Below are 1,605 nucleotides of genomic sequence, written 5' to 3'. Positions count from 1 at the left end.
GCAGATCGCGTCCTGCGGTCCACGCCGGGGCCAGGCCAAAAATGCGGATGCGGCCACTGCCATCGGCCAGCCAGTTGAGGTAGCGTGCGGCGCGCCGGGCCAACCAGCGGTAGAGCGCCGGCTTGCCGGCCACCCAGGCCCAGGCGGTGAGCGCCAGCCGCTCCGGCCACGGGCGCAGACCACGCTCGTTCTGTTCCTCGCGCAGGCGATGCATGAGCTTGGGCAGCGGAATGTCGACGGGGCAAACGGCGCTGCATTGGTTGCAGCCGGTGGAGGCGTGCGGCAGGTCGAGCGCATTTTCGATGCCGGTGAAGAGCGGCGTCAGCACCGAGCCCATCGGGCCAGGATAGACCCAGCCGTAGGCGTGGCCGCCGAGCGAGAAATAGACGGGACAGTGGTTCATGCAGGCGCCACAACGGATGCAGCGCAACATGTCTTGATAGGGCGAGCCGAGCAGATCGGCCCGGCCGTTGTCGACGAGGATGAAGACCGTTTTTTCCGGGCCGTCGTGGTCGCCGTCGCGCTGCGGGCCGGTGAGCAGCGAGACGTAATTCGAAATGGCCTGACCGGTGGCCGAGCGCGGCAGCAGGCGCATGAGGGTGGCAAAATCGTCCAGCGTCGGGACGATTTTTTCAATGCCGGTGATGACGATGTGAATCCGCGGCAGCGTCGTCACCATGCGGCCGTTGCCTTCGTTGGTAACAAGCGCCGCGCTGCCGGTTTCGGCAATCAGGAAATTGGCGCCCGAGATACCCATCTCGGCGCTCAGGAAATGCTCGCGTAAAACCGCACGGGCCTCTTGCGCCATGGCCGGAATGTCGGCTGAGGTGCGCGTTTCGGACGGCCGTCCGTGTTCTTTGGCGAACAGCGCTTCGACCTCGCCTATTGTTTTGTGCACGGCCGGCGCGATGATGTGCGACGGTGTTTCGCCGGCCAACTGCACGATGTATTCGCCGAGGTCCGTCTCGACCGGCCGAACGCCGGCCGCGGCCAGCGCTTCGTTGAGCTGCGCCTCTTCGGAAAGCATCGATTTCGACTTGACCGCCTTGGTCACGCCATGGCGGCGGGCGATGTCGACCACCAGCCGGCTTACTTCGCCACCATCGCGCGCCCACAGCACCTCGGCGCCGGTCGCCGTGGCCCGTTCCTCGAAAAGCTCAAGCCAGACATCAAGGTCGGCCAGTGTTCGATTTCGGATGTTTTTTGCGGTTGACCGTAGCTTTTCGAAATCGAGGCCATCCTCGGCCAGCGAAGCGATTCCCTTGGCCCGTTTGCCGACGAAAAGCGGCTTGGCCTTGTGCAGGGCGCGCTGCAGCATGACGTTCCGGACCTTTTCCCCGGCCCTGGCGTGGAAATGCATGGCTTGCGAACGCCCCGCCGCCATCAAGAACCCCCCCCGCCGGCGAGCACTTCGGCAATGTGCAGAACACGCGTCGTCTCGTCGCCCCGCCGGCGCAAACGGCCTTCGATATTGATCAGGCAACCGAGATCGCCACCGACCACCGCATCGGCGCCGGCGGCCGCAATCGCATCGCACTTGCGGTCGACGATCTGCGTCGACACCTCGCCAAACTGCACCGAGAAAGCCCCGCCAAAACCGCAGCA

General features: G+C 65.1%; 2 protein-coding genes. Both read right to left on the bottom strand.

Annotated features, from left to right (window positions below; translation table 11 throughout):
• Nucleotides 1–1,384, bottom strand: a 1,384-nt coding sequence (locus ADADOO_RS16730) for a lactate utilization protein B (RefSeq protein ID WP_511278646.1), incomplete at its 3' end; no start/stop codon positions are given.
• Nucleotides 1,384–1,605 (bottom strand): heterodisulfide reductase-related iron-sulfur binding cluster (locus ADADOO_RS16725; RefSeq protein WP_511278645.1); only part of this gene is annotated, 222 nt, incomplete at its 5' end. The genes ADADOO_RS16730 and ADADOO_RS16725, both read right to left, overlap by 1 nt.

The sequence above is a fragment of the Azonexus sp. genome (genome assembly GCF_036170495.1).
Classification (GTDB): Bacteria; Pseudomonadota; Gammaproteobacteria; order Burkholderiales; family Rhodocyclaceae; genus Azonexus.
The sequence above is the reverse complement of the archived record's forward strand: the minus strand, read 5'-3'. Positions and strand labels throughout refer to the sequence as shown.